Here is a 20,904-nt window from a genome sequence, read left to right as displayed (position 1 = left end):
GTTCCGCGGTGTTCCCCCGAAGGGGACGTAGGTTCTCTTTAGTTCTCAGCTCTCTATTACTTTCCGGAGATCATCATGCGTCCATTCCGTCTCTTGTCCCTCGTCGTCGCGCTCGCACTGCCGCTGGCCGCAGCGGCGCAGCAGATCACCGTGTCCGCCGCCGCCAGCCTGACCGACGCGTTCAAGGAGATCGGACCCAAGTTCGAGGCGGCCAAGGCGGGTGCCTCGGTGCGCTTCAACTTCGCCGCTTCGGGCGTGCTGCTGCAGCAGATCGGCCAGGGCGCGCCGGTGGACGTGTTCGCCAGCGCCGACCAGGAAACCATGAACCGCGGCGTCGAGCAGAAGGCGATCGATGCCGCCACGCGCAAGGACTTCGTCACCAACAGCCTGGTGCTCATCGAGCCCGCCAAGGAGGGCGTGGGCCTGAAGTCGCTGCAGGACCTGGGCGGCGCTGGCGTCAAGAAGATCGCCGTCGGCAAGGTCGCGACCGTGCCGGTCGGTCGCTACACCAAGCAGGTGCTGGACAACGCCAACCTCTGGACTGCGCTCGAGCCCAAGTTCGTGCAGGCCGACAGCGTGCGCCAGGTGCTCGACTACGTGAGCCGCGGCGAGGCCGAGGCCGGCTTCGTCTACCGCACCGATGCGGCCGTGGCCGGCGACAAGGTGAAGATCGCCTTCACGCCCACCGGCCACACGCCCGTGACCTACCCGATCGCCGTGGTCGCCGAAAGCAAGCAGAAGGCGCTGGCCGGCGACTTCATCGCCTTCCTCTCGACGCCCGCCGCGCAGGAAGTGCTCACGCGCTACGGATTCGGCAAGCCATGATCGATGTCGATCTGGAGCTCACGGTGGCCGACGGCCGCCGGCGCTTCGATCTCGCGGTGCGTTTCGCGACGGACGTACCCTTTGCCGCGCTCTACGGCCCGTCGGGCGCGGGCAAGTCGCTCACCCTGCAGGCCATTGCCGGCCTGCTGCATCCCAGTTCGGGCCACGTGCGGCTCGACGGCCGCACGCTCTACGACTCGGCGCAGGGCATCGACGTGCCGGCACCGCAGCGGCGCATCGGCTACCTGTTCCAGGACTACGCGCTGTTCCCGCACCTGAGCGTGTGCGAGAACGTGGCTTTCGGGCTGACCGCCTGGCACCGCCGCAAGCCCGCCGCGAAGGATGCCGAGCGCGTGCAGGCCCTGCTGGAGAGCTTCGGCCTCGCCACGCTCGCCGACAGCCGCCCGCAGAACCTCTCCGGCGGCCAGAGACAGCGCGTTGCGCTCGCGCGAGCCCTTGCCTGCGAACCGCAGGTGCTGCTGCTCGACGAGCCCTTCGCCGCGCTCAACCCCATGCTGCGCGCCGAGCTGCGCAACGAACTCGCGCAGGTGCGCAAGCAATGGGGCATTCCGGTGCTGATGATCACGCACGACATCGAGGACGTGCTCGCGCTGGCCGACGTGGCCTTCGTCTACAGCGAGGGCAGGGTGGTGCGCGAGATCGACCTGCACAATGCCGAAAGCCGCGACTTCGCGCTGCGCGACGTTGCCGGCGTGCAGCACGTGGAAGACACGCCGTTGAGGCGCAAGCTGCGCGGGCTGCTGATGCAGGACGTGCGCAACTGACGTCTTGCATCGCATAAGCGATACACTTTGGCGATGAAAACCGCCACCATTCCCTCCGTGCGTGTCGAGCCCGAATTCCGGGACGAGGTCGAACGGGTGCTCGGCGAAGGCGAGACCCTGTCCCAGTTCGTCGAAGCGGCCGTCCGCGCCTGCGTCCTGCAGCGAAAGAGCCAGGCCGAGTTCGTCGCTCGCGGCATGAAGTCGTTGGCCAGCGCGCGGCGCAGTGGTGAATACGTCGAGGCGGGCGAAGTGATGCAGCGCCTCAGGGCCAAGCTCGAATCGGCAGCGAAGAAGCGGCAAAGCGCAGCCCGCCGGTGAGCTACTCGGTCCGGTTCACGCGCCAGGCGGCCGAAGACCTGGAGCGGCTGTACGACTTCGTCCTGGAACGGGAACTCGCCAGAGGCGGCGATCTCGAACTGGCTGCGCGGGCCCTCGAAGCGATCGAGCAGGGCATAGCGACCCTCGGCTTTTCGCCCTTCACTTGCCGGAAAGCAGGCGACAGCCCCTTCATCCGCGAGCTCGTGATCCCGTTCGGCGCCAGCGGCTATGTGGCGCTGTTCGAAATAGAGGCAAGCGACTTGATCGTCGTGGCCGCTGTCAGGCATCAGCGCGAAGACGACTATCACTGAGGAAGCGGCGGCCCGTTCATTTCCTTTTTGAATCGCCGCATGTCCCGATTCAATTTGACGCTCCGCAGCCCTGCGGCGAACACTCGCTCGCATGAGCAGCGAGCAGAAGATCGAGTTTTACAAGGGCCCCGCGGGCGGTTGGGGCGCATTGCGCAGCGTGACGAACGCGCTGCTGCGGCAGGACATTCCCATCAAGGGCGCCAAGACGCTGCTCTCGGCCAACCAGCCCGACGGTTTCGACTGCCCCGGCTGCGCCTGGCCCGACCGCAACCACGCCTCCACCTTCGAGTTCTGCGAGAACGGCGTGAAGGCAGTGGCCGCCGAAGCCACCGCGCGCCGTGCCGGACCGGAGCTGTTCGCGAAGCACACGGTGGCCGAGCTGGCCGAGCAGAGCGACTTCTGGCTCGAGGACCAGGGCCGGCTCACCCATCCCATGGCCTACGACGCGGCGAGCGACAAGTACGTGCCGATCGAATGGGACGACGCCTTCGCGCGCATCGCCCGTCACCTGAACGCGCTGCCCGACCCCGACCAGGCCATCTTCTACACATCGGGCCGGGCGAGCAACGAGGCGGCCTTCCTGTACCAGCTCTTCGTGCGCGAGTACGGCACCAACAACTTTCCCGACTGCTCGAACATGTGCCACGAGCCCAGCGGCAGCGGCATGCGTCCGCAGATCGGCGTGGGCAAGGGCACGGTCACGCTCGACGACTTCGAGAAGGCCGACGCGATCTTCATCTTCGGCCAGAACCCCGGCACCAACCACCCGCGCATGCTCGGCGAGCTGCGCGCGGCCTCCAAGCGCGGCGCGCGCATCGTGAGCTTCAACCCGCTGCGCGAGCGCGGCCTGGAGCGTTTTGCCGACCCGCAGGACAAGCTGGAGATGGCGACCCTGGGCTCCACGCCCATCAGCACGCACTACTTCCAGCTGCGCGTGGGCGGCGACTTCGCCGCCATCAAGGGGATGATGAAGCATGTCCTCGAGCGCGAGGACGAGGCAGTCGCGCGCGGCGAGCCCTCGGTGCTCGACCATGAATTCATCGCCGGGCACACCACCGGCTTCGAGGCGCTGGCGGCCGACCTGCGCGCCGAGCCGTGGGACGTGCTGGTGCGCGAATCGGGCCTGAGCGAAGAGCAGATCCGCGCCGCGGCCGACGTGTACCTGGGCGCCAAGAGCGTCATCGCCTGCTGGGGCATGGGCATCACGCAGCACCAGCATTCGGTGGCCACGATCCAGATGATCGGCAACCTGCTCATGATGCGCGGCAACATGGGCCGCGAAGGCGCGGGTGCCTGCCCGGTGCGCGGCCACAGCAACGTGCAGGGCGACCGCACCATGGGCATCTGGGAAAAGCCGCCCGCCGCGCTGCTCGACCGGCTGCAGAAGGTGTTCGGCTTCGAGCCGCCGCGCCGCAACGGCGTCGATACCGTCGAGGCCATCCAGTCGATGCTCGACGGCAAGGGCCGCGTGTTCTTCGCGCTCGGCGGCAATTTCGCGGCCGCCACGCCCGACACCTACCAGACCTGGAAGGCGCTGAAGCAGTGCGAGCTGACGGTGCACGTGACCACCAAGCTCAACCGCAGCCACGTGATCCACGGGCGCGAGGCGCTCATCCTGCCGTGCCTGGGCCGCACCGAGATCGACATGCAGGCCGGCGGCCAGCAGGGCGTGACGGTGGAAGACTCTATGAGCATGGTGCACATCTCGATGGGCATCAACCCGCCCGCGTCGGAGCACCTGCTGTCGGAGCCGGCCATCGTGGCGCGGCTTGCCGCGGCCACCATCGGCGCGCGCAGCAGCACGCCGTGGCTGTGGCTCGTCGAGGACTACGCGCGCATCCGCGACAAGATCGAAGCCGTGTTCGACGACTTCAAGGACTTCAACGCCCGCGTGGCGCACCCCGGCGGCTTCCGCCTGCGCAACACCGCGAGCGAGCGCGTGTGGAACACCGCCTCGAAGAAGGCCGTGTTCTTCACGCACGCCGTGCCGCTGGACACCCCTTCGCACCGCGCCCGCGCTCGCTTCGCGAAGAAGGGCGACACCATCGTCTTCACGCTGCTGACCACGCGTTCGCACGACCAGTACAACACCACCATCTACGGCATGGACGACCGCTACCGCGGCGTGTTCGGCCAGCGCCGCGTGGTCTTCATCAACAAGGAAGACATCCGCGCGCTCGGCATGAAGGACGGCGACTGGGTCGACATCCAGACCGTGTGGAACGACGGCCAGGAGCGCCGCGCCGACCGCTTCAAGCTGGTGGCCTACGACATCCCGCGCGGCAACATCGCTGCCTACTACCCCGAGACCAATCCGCTGGTGCCGCTCTCGGCCGTGGCGGAGAACGCGGGCACGCCGACTTCCAAGTCCATTCCCGTGGTGCTGGTGCCGCACGAGCTGCCGATCCAGAAGCTGTCGGAGGACGAAGCGGACGGCATGGTGGCGGCATGAGTGCCCTGCTGCAGGACAGCCTGTCGGTGGCCATCCTGCGCATGCTCGCGCAGGAGCCCGACGGCACCGGTGTCTCGCTGCCGCGCCTGGGCAAGCGGCTCGGCCAGGGCGCCAGCGTGCTGATGCGCCGGCTCACCATGATGGGCGATGCGGTCATCGGCGGCGTACGCGGCCCCGGCTGGGTGCGCGTGGTGCAGCACGACGACCGCTGGGTCGCGCACCTGCTCGAAGCCGGGCGGGCACAGGTGGGAACCCTGCCTCCCGAAGACGAAAGCCGCGACTGAGCCGACAATGGCTCGCCCAGCCGGAGCCAACATGTCGCAGCCAGATACCGACGACCCCGAAGACACCCTGCCGCCGTTGTCGCGGCACGCCGTGCGCGTGTTCGGCGAGCGCGGCGTCGCGCCCGAAGGCGAGCTGCGCGATGACACCCTGGCGGCCGAGGTGCCGGTGGCCCTGGTGTTCAACGGCGTTTCGCACGCGGTGATGATGGCCACGCCGCAGGACCTGGAAGCTTTCGCGCTCGGCTTCGCGCTGAGCGAGGGCATCCTCGACACCGCCAGCGACTGCCGCGGCATCGACGTGCGCACCGTCGATGCTTCTGATGCCGGCCTGCCGGATGGCATGCCCGGCATCGAGGTGCAGCTCGAAATCTCCACGCGCAGCTTCGAACGCCTGAAGGACCGCCGCCGCAGCCTCGCGGGCCGCACCGGCTGCGGCGTGTGCGGCGTCGAGAGCTTCGCGGGACTGGACCTCTCACCGCAGCCGGTGCCGCCGCGCGACTGGATCGAACGCATCGACCTGCCGACCGTGCTGCGCGCCTTCGCCGCCATGCCGCCGCGCCAGGTGTTCAACGCCGAGGCAGGCGCCATTCACGCAGCCGCATGGGCCACGGTCGACGGCGAACTCACCGACCTGATGGAAGACGTGGGCCGCCACAACGCGCTCGACAAGTTGCTCGGCAGGCTCGCTCAGGCGGGCCGCCTGCAGGAGCCGGGCTTCGTGCTGATGTCCAGCCGCGGCAGCCATGAGCTGGTGCGCAAGTGCGCGCGCCTCGGCATCGCGGCGATGGCCACCATCTCGGCGCCCACCGCCATGGGCGTGCGCATGGCCGAGCTCTGCGGCCTGCGGTTCTGGGGCCTGTGCCGTGCGCCGCGCGGCGTGCTCTATGCCGACGGGCTCGCGGCGCCGCTGTCGAGCGCCAGCACCGCATCGGCCACGGCGTCGATGCCCTGATCCGATAGATCGCCCGCCACAACGCGCTGGCGCTTCGCCCAGCTGCGGAAGTGCAGCTCCTGCGACTTCTGGTAATGCGGGTCGTAGTGCAGCGACATCAGCTCCGCGAACAGATGCGGCAGGTCGGCCTCGTGCGCCCACTGCTGCCAGCGAGAGACGGTTTCCTTGCCCTGCAGCTCCTTCAGCGCGCCAAGCTTGTCGGCCAGCGCGTCGCGGTCGTCGCCCAGGTAGGCGTAGTCGCGAAGCAGGTAGGCCAGCCGGGTCTCGGGCGTGGCCGACACCTCGATGCACGGCGCCGCGCGCATGCGTGCCACCAGCGGCAAGGGCAGCGACAGCCGCCCGATGCGGATGCTCTCGCCCTCCACGTACAGCGGACGCGAGAGGTCGATGCTTTCGAGCACGGCACCGATGCGCGTCTCGAAGTGCTTCTGCGAAGGCTGCGCGACGCCCGGCAGCGAGCCGAGCAGCGAGCCCTTGTGGCGGACGAAGTCCTCCAGGTCGAGCACCTGCGCGCCGCGCGCGGCCAGCGCGTGCAGCACGCGCGTCTTGGCGCTGCCGGTGGCGCCGCAGATCACGCGCAGGTCTAGCTTCGGCGTCAGCGTGTCGATCTGCGAGATCACGTGCCGGCGGAAGCTCTTGTAGCCGCCCGCGAGCTGCTGGGCGTCCCAGCCGACCAAACGTAGCCAGGTAACCATGGAGCCGCTGCGCATGCCGCCGCGCCAGCAGTAGACCAGCGGCTTCCAGTTCTCGGGCCGGTCGGCCAGCGTCTCGCGCAGGTGCCGCGCGATGTTGGCAGCCACCATCGCACCGCCGATGCGGCGGGCCTCGAAGGCGCCGGTCTGCACGTAGACGGTGCCGACGATGTGGCGTTCCTCGTCGTTCAGCACCGGGCAGTTGATGGCGCCGGGAATGTGGTCGAGCGCGAACTCGGCCGGCGAGCGGGCGTCGATCAGCGTGTCGAAGGCGTGGCGGTCGGCCACCCGCACGGGCTGGCGATGACTCATGGCAGAAGGAACCTCATGGCCCCGATTGTCGGCGACCGGGCACAGGGCGGTCAGGCGTAGGCTGGTCCTAGGCCCTTTCGCAAGCGAGCGCTCGCAAAGTCCACCAGCGTGACCAGCACGAACATCGCGATCAGCACCGTCATCGCCTGCTGCTGCTGGAAGATCGACAGGTGGAAGTACAGCAACTGCCCCAGCCCGCCGCCACCCACGAAGCCCAGCACGGCCGCCATGCGGATGTTCATTTCCCAGCGGTAGAGCGTGTAGGCCACCCATTGCGGCAGCACGATGGGCAGGCTGGCGTAGCTGAAGGAGGCGACGGGGCCCGCGCCCGAGAGCGTCAGCGCGTGCTCGGGTTCGCGCGGCGCATTCTCCAGCGCCTCGGCGAACAGCCGGCCCAGCACGCCCGTGGTGTGCAGCGACAGCGCCAGCGCGCCCGCGAACGGCCCGATGCCGGCGGCCAGCACCATCAGCGCGGCCCAGACCAGCTCGGGCACGCTGCGCAGGAAGTTGAGGGCGAAGCGCGCCACATGGCGAGGCATCCACCCGGCGCGGCCGGAGGCGGGCAGGGCCAGCACCGCGCCCGCAAGGGCTGCCAGCACGGTGCCCAGCGCCGACACCGCCAGCGTCTGCAATGCCCCGTGCCCAACCCTGGCGAGAAAGTCCGGCGACACGTCGGGCGGGAAGAACTCGGCGACGAATTTGCCCATGAGCCGCAGCGATTCCGCCGAGCCCAGGGCCCGATAGTCGATGCCCAGGTAGACGAAGCTCGCAACGACGGCCGTGCCGATCAGCAGCAGGGCGATGCGGCATCGCCAGCACGGCGGCGGGCGCGGAGGCAGCGTCTTCGTCGTCATGCCAGCAGCCTCCGCAGCGCGCTGCTCAGCAAGTCGGCCAGCAGCACCAGCGCCAGGAACACCAGCAGGATGCTGCTGGCTTCGCCGCCGTTGAGCATCTTCATCGACTGGTCCATCAGCTGCCCCAGCCCGCCCGCGCCGACGAAGCCCATCACCACCGAGGCGCGCACCGCGCATTCCCAGCGATAGACGGTGTACGAGGCCAGCTCCTGCGCCGTGTTCGGCAGCAGGCCGTAGCACAGCGCCGCGAGCCTGCCGCTGCCGCTTTCGAGCAGGGCGCGGGCGGGGCGGGTGTCGGCCGATTCGAGGATCTCCGCGTAGACCTTCCCCAGCATGCCGCCGTAAGTGATGGCCAGCGCCAGCACGCCCGCGGCCGGGCCGAGCCCGAGCGCGCGCACGAAGAGCAGTGCCCAGACGATCTCCGGGATCGCCCGCAGCACCATCAGCAGCCAGCGCGCGGCCTGCCGCACGATGCCTGCCTGCACGCGGCCCGGCCCCGGGCCGATGCGCGAGATGGAAAGCGCGCGCGTCGTCACGAAGCCCAGCGGCGCGCCGATCAGCAGCGCCAGCGCGGTGCCGGCCGTGGCCATGGCCAGCGTCTCCAGCGTGGCCTTGAGGAGCAGGGCGAGAAAGGCGGGCGAGCCGTCGGGCGGGAAGAAGCCCGCGAGAAAGCCGCCGATGACCGCGAGATTGCCGCCGGTGAAAAGTGCCCACGGCTTGAATTCGGACAGCGCCAGCATCGGCCACGCGATGACGAGCGCGGCGGCGCAGGCGGCCAGCCGCCGCGCGGCGTGCGGATCGCGCAGTGCGGCAGCCCTGGTTGCGGCGTTCAAGGACAGTCCGGCCGGTGGAAGGCCGCCTCCACCATCGCGCCGGCCGGCAGCGGCCGTTGCGTCGCGATGCCGCCTTCGCTGGCGTAGAGTGCATCGAGCATTTCGGGCGTGACCTGCGCGGCCGGCAGATCGAACATCACCGTTCCGCCGCGCATGCCGACGATGCGCGGAAACCAGCGCAGCGCCAGGTCCACCGCGTGCAGCGAGGCCATCAGCGTGGCGCCCGTCGATTCGCTCTGCGCAACGAGCTGGCCGATGGCAGCGTCGGCCAGCGTGGGGTCGAGCGCGGACACCGGCTCGTCGGCCAGCAGCAATGCAGGGCGCTGGTACAGCACTCGCGCGATGCCCACGCGCTGCAGCTGGCCTCCGGAGAGGCGGTCGCAGCGTTCGAACAGCCGGTCTTCCATCGCCAGCCGCGAGAGCGCCTCATGGGCGCCGGCGATGTCCGAGGGATGCAGCAGCGAGCCCAGCGCGCGCAGCATCGACCACTCGCCGAGCCGGCCCGCGAGCACGGCGGTGACCACGCGCAGCCTCGGCGCGATGGGCGGCGACTGGTGCACGGTGCCGATGCGCGCGCGCAGCTTCTTCAGCGCCGTCGCCGTCAGCTGCCACGGCCTGGCGCCCAGCGCCCGCACCTCGCCTTCGGTGGGCCGCAGCGCCGCGCCGAGCACGCGCAGCAGCGTGGTCTTGCCGGCACCCGAGGGCCCGATGACGGCGATGCGTTCACCGTCGCGCGCGGCCAGCGTCACGCCGGCCAGAGCGCGCTGGCCGTTGGGGTGAACGACGCCCGCGCCTTCCAGCGAAAAACTCATCCGCGCAGGCTCACTTGATCAGACCAGCCGACTTGCCCGCCGTCTCGATCCCGTCGTAGTTCGACGACTTGGTCGGAATGAACTTGCTCGCGCGCTGCAGCGCCATGATTTCCTTGTGCGCCGGGTTGGCCGGATCGAGCTTCAGGAAGGCGTCGGTCAGCTTTTTCGTGACGGCGGCATCGAGCCCCGGGCGCACCGTCCAGTTGTAGTCGTAGTAGGTCGGCGTGGTGGCCAGCACGCGCACCTTGGCGGCGTTGGGGTTCCTGGCCTCCACCAGCTTGTCCCACACCGAGGCGTTGAGCACGCCGGCTTCCGCGCGCGATGCGGCCACGAAGGCCACGGTGGCGTCGTGCGCGCCCGAGAACGCGACGGTCTTGAAGTCCTTCTCGGGGTTGATGCCCGCCTGCAGCAAGAAGTAGCGCGGCATCAGGCTGCCCGAGGTGGAGGAGGGCGCGCCGAAGGCGAAGGTCTTGCCCTTCAGGTCGGCCAGCGTCTTCGCGGTGCTGTCCACCGGCACGATGAACTTGCTGGTGAACACCTCGTCCTCCGCCCGCTGCACGATCGGCACCGCGCCGCCGTTGGTGCGGATGCGCGCCTGCACGAAGGTGAAACCGCCGAGCCAGGCCAGGTCGATCTTGTTGGTGGCCAGGCCCTCGACCACGGCGGCGTAGTCGGTCACGGGCGTGAACTGCACGTCCATGCCGGTTTCCTTCTTCAGGTAGTCGCCCAGCGGCGTGAACTTGCGCTGCAGCTCGGTGGGGGCCTCGTCGGGAATCGCCGAGACGCGCAGCACCCCCTGGGCGAAGGCCCCGAGGCTCGCGGCGGAGAAGGTCAGGGCAAGGGCCAGTCGGGTGAGAGTCTTTTTCATGGGTGCGCCTCAGGTGCGTGCGGGATAGGAAGGGACGGGATTGTAGAAAGCGGGGGCGATTCGATAATCGCCCCCATGAACCCAACGCTCATGAACCCGCTCGCGCCTCTGCGCCTCACGAGTTTTTCGCATGGCGGCGGCTGCGGCTGCAAGATCGCGCCGGGCGTGCTGTCGAAGATCCTCAAGAACCAGGCCGGCGGGCTGATCCCGCCCGAGCTCATGGTGGGCATCGAGACCGCCGACGACGCGGCCGTCTACAGGCTCAACGACCAGCAGGCGCTGATCGCGACCACCGACTTCTTCATGCCCATCGTGGACGACCCGTACGAGTTCGGCCGCATCGCCGCGACCAACGCGATCAGCGACGTCTACGCCATGGGCGGGCGCCCGATCATGGCGCTGGCGCTCGTCGCCATGCCGATCAACCAGCTGCCGGTGGAAGTCATCGCCGAGATCGTGCGCGGCGGGCAGGACGTGTGCCGCGCGGCCGGCATCCCGATCGCCGGCGGCCACACCATCGATTCGGTCGAGCCGATCTACGGCCTCGTCGCCATGGGCCTCGTGCACCCCGAGCGCGTGCGCCGCAACGCCGACGCGAAGGCCGGCGACGTGCTCGTGCTGGGCAAGCCGCTCGGCGTGGGCGTGCTCTCGGCCGCGCTCAAGAAGGAGCAGCTCTCCGAGACCGGCTACCGGCAGCTGATCGAGAACACGACGAAGCTCAACACCCCCGGCATCGCGCTGTCGGCCCTCGACGGCGTGCATGCGCTGACCGACGTCACGGGCTTCGGCCTGGCCGGCCACACGCTCGAGCTGGCGCGCGGCGCGAAGCTCAGGGCCGTCATCGAGTGGCCGAAGGTGCCCTTGCTCGAGAACGTGCTGGCCATGGCCGCCGAAGGCTTCGTCACCGGTGCATCCGGCCGCAACTGGGCCGGCTACGGCGCGGAAGTGAGCCTCGCGCCCGGCTTGCACGCCACCACGCAGAACCTGCTGAGCGACCCGCAGACCTCCGGCGGCCTGCTCGTGAGCTGCGCGCCTGAAGCGGTCGATGCGGTGCTGAAGGTCTTCCGCGACGAAGGTTTCGCACGCGCCGCGGTGATCGGCCGTGTCGAAGCAGGAGAGCCCTCGCTGCACGTTGTGCCGTAGTTCTCCGCATTTCTCCCTTCCCCGCTGGGGGAGGGCCGGGGTGGAGGCAGGCGGCGGTCGATGAAGCGCTGTGAGAAAACCAGCGCTGTTTGCCCCCATCCCAGCCTTCCCCCAAAGGGGGAAGGAGCAAGACAAAAATGGCGGAGGAAGGAAGGAGTCGAACCTTCCCGGCGACGGCTGGCGCCACCAACCGGGTTTGAAGCCCGGCCGCCCCACCAGGGGCGATCTCCCTCCATGATTCGATTCGTCGTTCACGGCCTCGCCCCGAACAACGACGTATCCGGCCGCAGCAGGTGGGTGTCCTTCACCCGCCGCGTGTAGCCGACACGATCGAAAAACTCCAGCAACTGGATCGCGCGCTTGCGCCCCAACCCGGTCGCATCGCGAAAACTCGCGGCCTGCAGCCCTTCGGGGCCATCGAGGCAATCCCGCGCAATGGCTGCCAGCCTCTCGATGGTCGCCAGCGGATAGTACAAGTCCTTCACCACTTGGAAGGCCTCGCCGCGCCGCGCGAGGCTCGCGAGCGTCTGCCGCACCATCGGCTCGCTCGCCGCGCAGTCCTTGGCCAGGTCGCGCACCCACGGCGGATCGAAGCCGCCGTCGGCCAGTTTCGGCAGCAGCTTCTGCGCGAGCTTCTGCTCGGCCTCGTTGAGGCGCGCCGCGTGGTCGGGCAGATGCAGCCACGTGCCGCTTCGCACCAGCGCGCCGCGCGCGACGAGGTCGTCGAGCGCGTGGCGCCAGAGCGAGTCGTCCGCGCGCGGGCCTGCAAGCCGCTTGAGCCTGCGCGCATCGGGGCCGACCTCGTCCGGCGCGGTGCGATGGAAGTCCGCGAGGCGGCCTGCGATCTGTTCTTCGAGTGCGTCCAGGTGAGATTGCGCGATGGCCGTGTGTTCGATGCGCACCGCATCGCCGGGCAGCGGCACCGCAGCCTCGTCGGACAGCGAGAGCGCCTGCGCCGTCCGCGCGGTGTCCATGCCGAGCGGTGCGTTGTGAAGCAGCGCGGCCACGCGTGCCGTGCGGTCCTCGATGGCCCAGGCCGCGAGCGTGCGCAGGCGCTCGGGCGTGCGTCGGTAGCGCACCGGCGCGAACGGATCGAGCACGCGCACGCCGGCCACGGTGCGCGTGGCCGAGGCATCGCGCAGCACGCCGTGGTCGCCATGCCAGGCGCCTACCGCCTCCTTGAGCACCAGCTGGGCAAGCGCCGTTTCGCCGGGCGCGAGCGCATCGCGATCGAGCAGCGCGAGCGACGCCATCACGTCGCTCGCGCCGAGGTGCGCGTGCACCGTCGTGCCCGAGCGCAGGGGCCTGGCCTCGTCGGGCCACAGCGTGAGCAGCACGTCGATGCGGTCGGTGGAAAGCGCGATGCCCGGCGTGCAGACCCAGTCGCCGCGATGCATTTCGTCCTTGGCGACACCGGCCAGCGCCAGCGCGCAGCGCTGGCCCGCATGCGCCGACTCGGCCTGCTGGTTCTGCGCATGGATGCCGCGCACGCGCACCGTGCGGTTGCCGGGCACCACGCGCAGCTCGTCGCCGATGCGCACCGTGCCGCTGAAGACCGTGCCGGTGACGACGGTGCCCACGCCCGACAGGCTGAACGACCGGTCCACCGCGAGGCGGAAGGCCAGGCCTTCCTCGCGCGCGTGTTCCTGCCGGGCCACCTCCAGCAGCCGCTCGCGCAGTGCGTCGATGCCTTTGCCCGTCGTGGCGGACACCGCCAGCATCGGCGCCCCGGCCAGCGGCGTGGGCGCGAGCAGGGCCGCGATGCCGGCGCGCACCTCGGCCAGCCGCGCCTCGCGCAGGGCCTCGTCGATGCGGTCGATCTTGGTGATGGCTACCGTCGCCTCGCGCACGCCCAGCAGCGCCACCACCGCCAGGTGCTCGCGCGTCTGCGGCATCACGCCGTCGTCGGCGGCCACCACCAGCAGCGCATGGTCGATGCCGGTCGCGCCGGCCAGCATGGTGTGCAGCAGCCGCTCGTGGCCCGGCACGTCGACGAAGCCCAGCGACACCCCATCCGGTGCGTGCAGGTAGGCATAGCCCAGCTCGATGGAAATGCCGCGCCGCTTCTCCTCGGGCAGCCGGTCGGTGTCGACGCCGGTGAGCGCGTGCACCAGCGTGGTCTTGCCGTGGTCGATGTGGCCTGCGGTGCCGATGATCATCGTGGGTACGTCGTCACATGAAGTTGCGGGTGTGCAGTTCGGACAGCCGCTGCGCCTCGTCGCGGTCGAAGCCCAGCCGCGCGAGGCGCGCGCGGCGGCCGGCCGCCATGTCGCGCTGCAACTGCTGGACGGCCGCATGGCCGCGCGCGACGGCCGAAGGCGAGAGCTCGCCGGCCGCCAGCAGCACCAGCGAGTCGAACACTTCCTCGTTGAGGCCCGCAGTGCCGGCCAGCGTGTCGTAGCGAAGCTCGATGGCGTTGCGCAGCCGCACCTGGTAGTCGGGCTGCACCGAGAGCCGGTATTCGAGATGCGCCATGCCGAAGGCGACGTGGCGCGCCTCGTCGCGCGCGGCGAGCCGTGCGATCTGCCGGGTCACCGGGTCGGGTGCGTGCGCGTGCAGGAAGTTGAGCAGGTTCACGAAGCTGCCCTCGCCGAGCACGGCCAGCAGGAAGGTTGCGATGGAGAAATCGGGCGCGTCGAACAGCGTGCGCAGCGAGGCCTGCCCGCCGGCCGTCGACAGCGCGGGCTGGTGGCCGCGCAGCGTGGCGCGGCGCGTGAACACCTCCACGTGTCGCGCCTCGTCGGCGCACTGCAGCGCCAGCAGCTGCAGCACTTCGCGGAAGTGCGGGTGGATCTGGCCCAGGTGGCGCGCCGGCACCAGCAGCGCGGCGTTCTCGTTCTCGATCAGGTAGGTCATCACCTGCACCACGGCCACTTCCACGGCGCTCGGCAGCTCGAAGGGCGCGTCCCAGTCGATGGCGGTCGCCGGATCCCATTGGGCTGCCGCCGCCTGCCGGTAGAGCTCGCCAGCCGTCTCGGCCCAGAGCTCGTCGCGGCGGTGCAGCGCGAAGAAGAAGGGCGGGCTGCCGGCTTCCACCGTGGCGCCGCGGGCGGCGAGGCCCCAGCCGGGCGCGGCATCCTCGGCCGGCGCACCGTCGGCGTCGCCCTGCGCGAAGCCCGTGGATTGCGCACCGAGCCAGCGGCCTTCGGCATGCGGGCCGCGCGTGACGAGTGCTTCTTCCTGCGCCGCGTCGAAGTGCAGCACGTGCCCCTGGCTGCGACACCATGCCTCCAGGTGCATGCGCCAGTCGGGCGAGTTCCCGCGCACGCGCAACTCGCCGCCCACCGGCCGCTCGGCCAGCGCGCGGCGGATGAGCAGCAGGGCGCCCTGGTCGAGGCCCAGCGACTCAATATCGATAGTCGGGATTGGTGATGCGGCCATCGCCGTCGTAGAAGAGCTCGTCGTCCACCGCGCGTTCGAGCAGGGCGTAGCCGCTGGTGCGGCCGGTGCGCCATTCGCGCAGGCCCTCGAGTTCGAGCAGCGGGCGCACCTGCGGGTCGTCCCAGCGCATCGCCATCAGCAGCGAGACGAAGCGATCGACCAGCGCTGCAGGTGCGCCGGGGCTGGTGGTGAAGTTGCAGTGGTCGTACGCGCCGGTGCGCGCCAGCACGCGCGTGCTGCCCGAAGGCAGCGTGCCGTCGAGGCCGAAGGCCAGATGGTTGCCGTCGATCAGGCAGCAGGCGTCGACCTCGCCGGCCATCAGCGCGACGGCCGCGTCGCGCTCGCCGCCGATGTGGTCGCCGTGCTTGCCTCCGAGCACGTCGAAGTAGCGAGCCTGAAAGTCGCGCGGCTTCAGCAGGCCTTCGGTGCGCAGATGGTCTAGAGGAATCAGCGTGGCCTGCGGCGAATCGAGCGCGCCGAACCCGATGCTCCTGCCGCGCAGATCGGCCAGCGATTGCATCGGGCTGTCGGCGCGCACCACGATGGCGGAGCGCAGGTCGCAGTCGGTATCGCGCATGGCCACGGCCTGCACCTGCAGCCCCCGGTTGCGCGCGATGCGCTCGGCACGTATCCAAGCTAGAGGCGAGTTCCACGCCAGGTGCAGCGTGCCGTCGAACTGCGCCTCGACCTGGCTTTCGTAGTTCGAATACAGCACGTAGTCGAAGGGCAGGCCGTTCTTCACGAAGAAGGCCTTGAAGCCTTCCCAGATGGTGACGACCTTGGGCGCGTAGGCCACGGCGCCCATGATCAGCGTCTGCTGCGGCATCTCGCGGCTCCTTTCTCAGAACAGCGGCAGGCCGGTGATGGCCTTGCCGATGAAGTCGTAGAGCACGTCGGAGGTCGGCGCCATCACGCTCGATGCACGCGCATCGCGGAAGAGGCGTTCGATGCCCGCTTCCTTGCGGAAGGCCGCGCCGCCGCACACGCGCATCGCGATGTCGGTCACTTCGAGAGCGGATTCGGCTGCTGCCGCCTTTACCTCGAGCACGCGCAGCATGGTGTCTGCGCGGCCCGCGCCGATGGCGGCGATGGTGTCGTCGAGCAGCGCCTGCGTCATGTCGGCCTTGATGCGTGCCTTTGCCAGATAGGCTCGGACGGTGGGCAGGTCGGCCAGCGACGAATCGAGATGCAGGTGCCGCGTCTGGCTCACATGGCCGATGGCGCGGCTCAGGGCGCCTTCCATCAGGCCGGTCGAGCATGCGGCGCTGAGCACCGAGAACCACGGCAGCACCACGCCCATCATGGTGTCGAAGCCCTTGCCGTCCTCGCCGAGCCGCGCACCGGCCGCGATGCGCACGTCCTTTGCAGTGATCGGCGTCGAGGCGTTGCCGCGCAGGCCCAGCCCGTCGAAGCGGCCAGGCTGGCTCAGGCCGTCGGACTTGGCGTCGACCAGCCACAGCGTGCTTGCGCCTTCGGCCGCGAGAGGTTTGCTCGACCACACGTAGCTGTCGGCCTCGAAGGCCGAGGTGACCCAGCTCTTGCGGGCGTCGAGCACCACGTTCGAACCGTCCGCGCGGGCGGTGCTGGTGGGGGCCCAGAAGTGGCTGCGCGAATCGGCTTCGGAGAAGGCGAGCGTGCTCAGGTGCTTGCCGTTGGCGATCGCGCGGCGCGTGGCTTCGGGGCCGAATTGTTCGAGCACGGCAGTGGCGCAGTAGTGCATGCACACCACCATCGCGGTGGACGGACAGGTCTGCGCGATGCGCGACACCACCTGCGCGGCTTCCTTCAGGCCCAGCCCCTGGCCCCCGACCGACGCGGCCGAGACCAGCCCCAGCAGGCCGGCCTCGCCCAGCGCCGAGATCGTCTCTCGTGGAAAGCGTCCCTCTGCGTCGGTGCGCTGTGCCAGGGGCTGCAGCGTTTGCGTTTCGATACCGGCGAGCACTTCGAGGGGGTTCATCGCTTTCTCCAGACAGGTGGTTGAGGGAATCGGGGTCTGCTACATCAGCCGCTCGCGCAGGGTGTCGAGCTGGCCTGTGAAGGTGGCGCTGTCTTCGAGGCAGCGCAGGTCGAGAAGCAGGCGGTCTTCGGCGATGCGGCCGATCACGGGCAGCGGCAGGCCGCGCAGCGCGGTGGCGAGGGCATCGAGCGTGGTGCCGATGCCTTTCTTCGAGGTGCCGGCCGGTGCCAGCGCGAGGCCCGCCGAGGGCAGGCGCTCGACGGGCAGCGAGCCGGAGCCGATCTGCCCGAGCAGCGGCACCACCTCGACGGTGAAGCGCGGCGACACGGCGGCCTGTACCGGCGCCTTCAGCGCCTCGGCCATCTCGCGGATCGCATCGGCGGGCCGCGTGAGCAGCCGCAGCGTCGGCAGGTCCTGCGCGAGGCGTTCGGGCCGCAGGTACAGCGAGAGCGTGGCTTCGAGCGCGGCCAGCGGCAGCTTGCTCATGCGCAGTGCGCGCTTCATCGGGAACTTGCGGATGCGGCCCACGGCCTCCTTGCTGCCCACGATGAGCCCGGCCTGCGGTCCGCCCAGCAGCTTGTCGCCCGAGAAGGTGACCACGTCGCAGCCGGCCGCGAGCATCTCCTGCGGCAGCGGCTCGCGCGGCAGCCCGTAGTGCGCGAGGTCGATCAGCGAGCCGCTGCCCAGGTCGGTGGCCAGCGGCACGCCGCGCGCGTGCGCGATGCCGGCGAGCGTGGCTTCGTCGACCGCGGCGGTGAAGCCCTGCACCGCGTAGTTGCTGGTGTGCACCTTCATCACGAGCGCGGTGCGCTCGTTGATGGCGCGTTCATAGTCCTGCGGATGCGTGCGGTTGGTGGTGCCGACCTCGACCATGCGCGCGCCCGCGCTGGCCATCACGTCGGGCATGCGGAAGGCGCCGCCGATCTCCACCAGCTCGCCGCGCGAGACGATCACCTCGCGCTCGCGCGCCAGCGCCGCGATGGTGAGCAGCACGGCAGCCGCGTTGTTGTTGACCACCGTGGCCGCCTCGGCGCCGGTGATGGTGCACAGCAGCTCTTCCACCAGCGAGTCGCGGTCGCCGCGGCTGCCGGTGGCGAGGTCGTACTCGAGGTTGTTGGGCGATGTCATCACCGCGAGCAGCCGCTGCAGCGCCGCGTCGGCCAGCAGCGCGCGACCGAGGTTGGTGTGGATGACGGTGCCCGTGAGGTTCAGCACCGCCTTCATGCGCGGCGCGAGGCGGGCCTGGATGCGCGATGCGAGCGCATCGCCCAGCGCGTCGGGCTGCACGTCGGCAGCGGCGAGCTTGCCCGCCACGGCCCGCGCGCGAAGCCCTTCGAGCAGCGCACGCGCTTCCTTCACCACCAGCGTATGGCCGTGCTCGGCCAGCAATGCGCCCGGCACGGCGAGGCGCAGCAGTTGATCGACAGAAGGCAGATCCTGGGGCCTTGCCGTCGAGCCGTGGACCACGGACTCTTCGGGCATCGCCATCAGCCGCCTCCGCCGTCGTCGGGTATTTCGGGGTCGCCGAAGAGCAGCATCAGGTTGTGGCCGCTGCGCTGGTGGCCGGCTTCGGAGACGAGCAGGTCGAGCGTGACGCTCGCCAGATCGTCGGCGACAGGTTCGACTTCGGGGTCTTTCTCCATCGCGATCTGCTTGAGGTAATGGCCGCAGCTGTCGCAGCACTCGGCCTTGACGGCGCCGTCACGCGCGCCTGTCGCAGGCAGCTCTACGCCGGGCTGCGGCGAGAGCGACTCGAAGTGAATGCCCTTGGTGCTCTCGCAGTGCGTGCACTTGATGCGCACGTAATGCCACTCGGTGCCGCACAGCGAGCAGTGCAGGTAGCGGAAGCCCGCTTCGTCGGCGCCGATGCGCGTGATGCTCACTGTCGGCGCGCTGCCGCAGCAGGGACATTCGTTGCCGGGATCGGTACGTCCGTAGATGTTCTCGCCCTCGCGCTCGGCGACCTGCAGCACCAGTTGCGTCCAGTAGGCCTGCAGCCCGGCGGCGATCAGCGGCGCGGCCGCGAGGTCGAGCCCGAACATGATGCGGCGCGAGAGACGATCGGCCTGCTCGTTGACCCATGCATCGTCAGCGGCCACCACGCGGTCGAGCGTGTCGCGCGCGGGGCCCTCGGGCAAGCGGGCGCGGAAGAGGCCGAGCAGGCGGCGCAGTTCCTTCAGCCACACGGGATCGCGCGTCCAGCCGAAGGCGGGCATCGGCGGCTTGAGCACCTTCGCGGCGGCTTCGAGCGCTTCGGATTCGGGCAGCTCGACCGGCGCGTAGTCCTGCAGCACCTGGTGCTGCGCCTGCGCGAGGTCGGCGATGAAGATCAGGTACTCGCGCATCGGATGCGATGCTGCAAGCTGGCGCAGCCGCAATTGCCGGTCGGAGAACACGAGGGAGCGCACCGGCAGGCGCAGGAACGGCATCTGCCGCCCGGCCTGCATGGCTATCTGCTCAGGCTCGAGGATGCGTGTGGTCCGGATCGGCGGTGGGTTGCCGGGGGAGCTCGTCATCGGCGCAGTATCACTCACCTCGCGTCATTTTGCGATGCCAGAGAGGGTGATTGAGCTTGGCCCATCCCTCGGTGACCGTGCCGCGCGTCATCGCGCGCAGCGTGCCCTTGACCCAGATCGCCGCGTAGATGTGCGTGATGACCGAAAGGATCAGCACCACGGCCGAGGCCGCGTGCACCACCACCGCGATGCGCCGCACGAGGATCGGGAAGAAGCCTACGAACCACGGGCTCCAGAACATGAAGCCCGTCACCAGCAGCAGGAGCAGGCTGATGCCGAAGGCCCAGAACACCAGCTTCTGCCCGGCGTTGTACTTGCCCACCGGCGGCATGCCCGACTTGTCGCCCTTGAGCATCTTCGGCGCGTTGGCGATCCACTCGCGGTCGCCCTTGTCGAGGATGTTCTCGCGCCACATCGTGAAGAACAGGAACACGAAGCCCAGCACCATCAGCAGGCCCATGAAGGGATGCAGGATGCGCGTCCACGGCCCGCCGCCGAAGAGGTTGGTCAGGAAGAACAGGCTGGGGTGGAAGAAGGCCAGGCCCGAGAGCGCGGCGGCGAAGAACATGATCGCGACGAACCAGTGGTTCATGCGCGTGGCGTCGCGGTAGCGGCGAAGGTAGTAGCGTGTCATCGCGTTCTTCTCCTCATGCGCGGGGTGCGTTGGATGAAGGCGAGGCCGGCGGCTCCTCGATCACCACCACGTCGTCGGGCTTGCCGTCGCGGTCGGCGTCGGGGTGGTCGTCCTTGGGCTCGATGGGGCCGGTCTTCATGTAGTGGAAGAAGCTGCCCACCACGGCGCCGATCATGGCAACCATCGCGAGCGGCTTGGCCACGCCCTTCCACAGCGAGACCAGCGGGCTGATCTGCGGGTCCTTCGGCAGGTCGGCGTAGAGCTGCGGCCGGTCGGCATGCTGCAGCACGTACATCACGTGCGTGCCGCCCACGCCCGCCGGGTCGTACACGCCGGCGTTGGAAAAGCCGCGCTCCTTCAGGTCGACGATGCGCTCCGAGGCGTACTCGTGCATGTCTTCCTTGGTGCCGAAGTGCAGCGCGCCGGTGGGGCAGGCTTTCACGCAGGCCGGCTCCAGGCCCACGCCCACGCGGTCGGAGCACAGCGAGCACTTGTAGGCCTTGTTGTCGACCTTGCTGATGCGCGGCACGTCGAAGGGGCAGCCGGTGACGCAGTTGCCGCAGCCCACGCAATGCTCGCTGATGAAGTCGACGATGCCGTTGGCGTACTTGACGATCGCGCCCGGCGAGGGGCACGACTTCAGGCAGCCGGGGTCGTCGCAGTGCATGCAGCCGTCCTTGCGGATCAGCCACTCGAGCTTGCCGGCCTCGGGCTCGACCTCGGAGAACTTCATCACCGTCCAGGAGGCCGGCGTGAGGTCGACCGGGTTGTCGTAGGTGCCGTGCGTGGTGCCGACTTCGTCGCGCAAGTCGTTCCACTGCATGCACGCGACCTGGCAGGCCTTGCAGCCGATGCAGGCCGACACGTCGATCAGCTTCGCGAGCGGCTGCACCTGCGGGCGATGGCGGATCTCGGGCGACGGCGTGGTCGTGGCCGAGCGGGCGGCGATGTCGAGGGTTTGAAGAGAGGACATCG

Annotated in this window: 21 protein-coding genes and 1 tRNA gene; 8 read left to right on the top strand and 14 right to left on the bottom strand. The window is 69.6% G+C overall.

The features are described 5' to 3' along the window. The first annotated feature begins 75 nt into the window (after positions 1 to 75). The 7 genes from modA (at position 76) to fdhD (ending at position 5,927) form a co-directional block, all read left to right on the top strand. The gene (gene modA / locus ABL840_RS31380; RefSeq protein ID WP_093302240.1) at positions 76 to 825 is read left to right on the top strand and encodes a molybdate ABC transporter substrate-binding protein; all 750 of its coding nucleotides are present in this window, start codon (positions 76 to 78) and stop codon (positions 823 to 825) included. After that, complete coding sequence (locus ABL840_RS31375) at positions 822 to 1,610, top strand: ABC transporter ATP-binding protein (protein ID WP_093302238.1); 789 nt, start codon at positions 822 to 824, stop codon at positions 1,608 to 1,610. Before modA ends, ABL840_RS31375 begins: the two co-directional genes overlap by 4 nt. Before the next feature lie 33 nt (positions 1,611 to 1,643). Then, positions 1,644 to 1,928 (top strand): YlcI/YnfO family protein, encoded by a 285-nt coding sequence (locus tag ABL840_RS31370; RefSeq protein WP_093302236.1) that lies wholly within the window; start codon positions 1,644 to 1,646, stop codon positions 1,926 to 1,928. Continuing rightward, a complete protein-coding gene (locus ABL840_RS31365) occupies positions 1,925 to 2,239 on the top strand; it encodes a type II toxin-antitoxin system RelE/ParE family toxin (RefSeq protein WP_093302234.1) in 315 nt (104 codons plus the stop codon). Before ABL840_RS31370 ends, ABL840_RS31365 begins: the two co-directional genes overlap by 4 nt. Positions 2,240 to 2,330: 91 nt before the next feature. Next, positions 2,331 to 4,691 carry an FdhF/YdeP family oxidoreductase gene (locus ABL840_RS31360; protein WP_093302232.1) on the top strand — a complete coding sequence of 787 codons (2,361 nt, stop codon included), beginning with the start codon at positions 2,331 to 2,333 and terminating at the stop codon, positions 4,689 to 4,691. Further along, positions 4,688 to 4,975, top strand: coding sequence for a hypothetical protein (locus ABL840_RS31355; RefSeq protein WP_093302230.1), 288 nt, complete (start codon positions 4,688 to 4,690; stop codon positions 4,973 to 4,975). The genes ABL840_RS31360 and ABL840_RS31355 overlap by 4 nt, the downstream gene beginning before the upstream one ends. Positions 4,976 to 5,006: 31 nt before the next feature. After that, a complete protein-coding gene (gene fdhD / locus ABL840_RS31350; protein WP_093302228.1) occupies positions 5,007 to 5,927 on the top strand; it encodes a formate dehydrogenase accessory sulfurtransferase FdhD in 921 nt (306 codons plus the stop codon). Here the strand turns inward: fdhD and mnmH are convergent. From mnmH to ABL840_RS31325, 5 genes are read right to left on the bottom strand one after another with little or no spacing between them, the layout of a single operon-like run. Then, positions 5,858 to 6,931 carry a tRNA 2-selenouridine(34) synthase MnmH gene (gene mnmH / locus ABL840_RS31345; RefSeq protein ID WP_093302226.1) on the bottom strand — a complete coding sequence of 358 codons (1,074 nt, stop codon included), beginning with the start codon at positions 6,929 to 6,931 and terminating at the stop codon, positions 5,858 to 5,860. The two genes, fdhD and mnmH, sit on opposite strands and share 70 nt — an antisense overlap. 50 nt (positions 6,932 to 6,981) lie before the next feature. Next, complete coding sequence (gene phnE, locus ABL840_RS31340) at positions 6,982 to 7,785, bottom strand: phosphonate ABC transporter, permease protein PhnE (RefSeq protein WP_093302225.1); 804 nt, start codon at positions 7,783 to 7,785, stop codon at positions 6,982 to 6,984. Next, positions 7,782 to 8,624, bottom strand: a complete 843-nt coding sequence (locus tag ABL840_RS31335) for a PhnE/PtxC family ABC transporter permease (RefSeq protein WP_418116383.1) — start codon at positions 8,622 to 8,624, stop codon at positions 7,782 to 7,784. The genes phnE and ABL840_RS31335 overlap by 4 nt, the downstream gene beginning before the upstream one ends. Beyond that, positions 8,615 to 9,430, bottom strand: coding sequence for a phosphonate ABC transporter ATP-binding protein (locus ABL840_RS31330; RefSeq protein WP_093302220.1), 816 nt, complete (start codon positions 9,428 to 9,430; stop codon positions 8,615 to 8,617). Before ABL840_RS31330 ends, ABL840_RS31335 begins: the two co-directional genes overlap by 10 nt. 10 nt (positions 9,431 to 9,440) lie before the next feature. After that, positions 9,441 to 10,298, bottom strand: a complete 858-nt coding sequence (locus ABL840_RS31325; RefSeq protein WP_093198071.1) for a putative selenate ABC transporter substrate-binding protein — start codon at positions 10,296 to 10,298, stop codon at positions 9,441 to 9,443. Positions 10,299 to 10,373: 75 nt separating this feature from the next. On the opposite strand from ABL840_RS31325, the gene selD reads away from it, so the two are divergent. Next, entirely contained in the window at positions 10,374 to 11,441 is a 1,068-nt protein-coding gene (gene selD / locus ABL840_RS31320) for a selenide, water dikinase SelD (RefSeq protein WP_418116074.1), read from the top strand. A gap of 138 nt (positions 11,442 to 11,579) precedes the next feature. Here the strand turns inward: selD and ABL840_RS31315 are convergent. The 9 genes from ABL840_RS31315 to fdxH all read right to left on the bottom strand — a co-directional run bounded on the left by ABL840_RS31315 (position 11,580) and on the right by fdxH (position 20,902). Continuing rightward, a tRNA-Sec gene (locus tag ABL840_RS31315) sits at positions 11,580 to 11,675 on the bottom strand. Between the two features lie 17 nt (positions 11,676 to 11,692). Then, positions 11,693 to 13,600: a selenocysteine-specific translation elongation factor gene (gene selB, locus ABL840_RS31310; RefSeq protein ID WP_093302215.1), complete on the bottom strand. Its 1,908-nt coding sequence runs from the start codon at positions 13,598 to 13,600 to the stop codon at positions 11,693 to 11,695. 13 nt (positions 13,601 to 13,613) lie between these two features. Further along, the gene (locus tag ABL840_RS31305; RefSeq protein ID WP_093302212.1) at positions 13,614 to 14,822 is read right to left on the bottom strand and encodes a diiron oxygenase; all 1,209 of its coding nucleotides are present in this window, start codon (positions 14,820 to 14,822) and stop codon (positions 13,614 to 13,616) included. Next, a complete protein-coding gene (locus ABL840_RS31300; RefSeq protein ID WP_093302209.1) occupies positions 14,788 to 15,648 on the bottom strand; it encodes a phosphate/phosphite/phosphonate ABC transporter substrate-binding protein in 861 nt (286 codons plus the stop codon). The genes ABL840_RS31305 and ABL840_RS31300 overlap by 35 nt, the downstream gene beginning before the upstream one ends. A gap of 15 nt (positions 15,649 to 15,663) precedes the next feature. Beyond that, a complete protein-coding gene (locus ABL840_RS31295) occupies positions 15,664 to 16,779 on the bottom strand; it encodes an acyl-CoA dehydrogenase family protein (RefSeq protein WP_093302206.1) in 1,116 nt (371 codons plus the stop codon). A gap of 39 nt (positions 16,780 to 16,818) precedes the next feature. Then, positions 16,819 to 18,267, bottom strand: coding sequence for an L-seryl-tRNA(Sec) selenium transferase (gene selA / locus ABL840_RS31290; RefSeq protein WP_093302204.1), 1,449 nt, complete (start codon positions 18,265 to 18,267; stop codon positions 16,819 to 16,821). Further along, positions 18,267 to 19,295: a formate dehydrogenase accessory protein FdhE gene (gene fdhE, locus ABL840_RS31285; RefSeq protein WP_093302202.1), complete on the bottom strand. Its 1,029-nt coding sequence runs from the start codon at positions 19,293 to 19,295 to the stop codon at positions 18,267 to 18,269. The genes selA and fdhE overlap by 1 nt, the downstream gene beginning before the upstream one ends. Positions 19,296 to 19,305: 10 nt before the next feature. Continuing rightward, entirely contained in the window at positions 19,306 to 19,929 is a 624-nt protein-coding gene (locus ABL840_RS31280; protein WP_093302200.1) for a formate dehydrogenase subunit gamma, read from the bottom strand. Positions 19,930 to 19,942: 13 nt separating this feature from the next. Then, positions 19,943 to 20,902 (bottom strand): formate dehydrogenase subunit beta, encoded by a 960-nt coding sequence (gene fdxH / locus ABL840_RS31275; RefSeq protein ID WP_093198046.1) that lies wholly within the window; start codon positions 20,900 to 20,902, stop codon positions 19,943 to 19,945. Positions 20,903 to 20,904 lie beyond the last annotated feature (2 nt).

The organism is Variovorax sp. NFACC27, assembly GCF_048301545.1.
GTDB lineage: Bacteria > Pseudomonadota > Gammaproteobacteria > Burkholderiales > Burkholderiaceae_C > Variovorax > Variovorax gossypii.
This window is presented reverse-complemented; position numbering and strand designations above follow the sequence as displayed.